The 244-nt window shown below is 43.9% G+C and carries 1 protein-coding gene; it reads right to left on the reverse strand.

Annotated elements, in window-relative coordinates:
- Positions 1 to 132: 132 nt before the first annotated feature.
- Positions 133 to 244, reverse strand: a 112-nt coding sequence (locus AACY49_RS31685; protein WP_036984840.1) for a transposase, incomplete at its 5' end; no start/stop codon positions are given.

Consider the following 244-nt stretch of genomic DNA (forward strand, 5'->3'; position numbering starts at 1 on the left):
GGAAAGTATTAATATCGCGCATAAGAACGCCGGTTTGTTAGATGTGTTTGCTCGCACGAACATCATCAATCAAATCGGCGTTCTTGTTTCTGTGTTTCCCGGGATTCCGTGAAGAACCAAAAAAAAGGTTCTTCACGGATTACCGGGAAAGACGCTCTTGATCTTCATGAAAAAGAATTCGCTGTCCCGGTAACCGTACGCCATCCGCTTAATGACTTTTATTCGATTGTTTATGCCTTCCAGC

The organism is Pseudomonas sp. EL_65y_Pfl2_R96, assembly GCF_963970905.1.
Lineage (GTDB): Bacteria > Pseudomonadota > Gammaproteobacteria > Pseudomonadales > Pseudomonadaceae > Aquipseudomonas.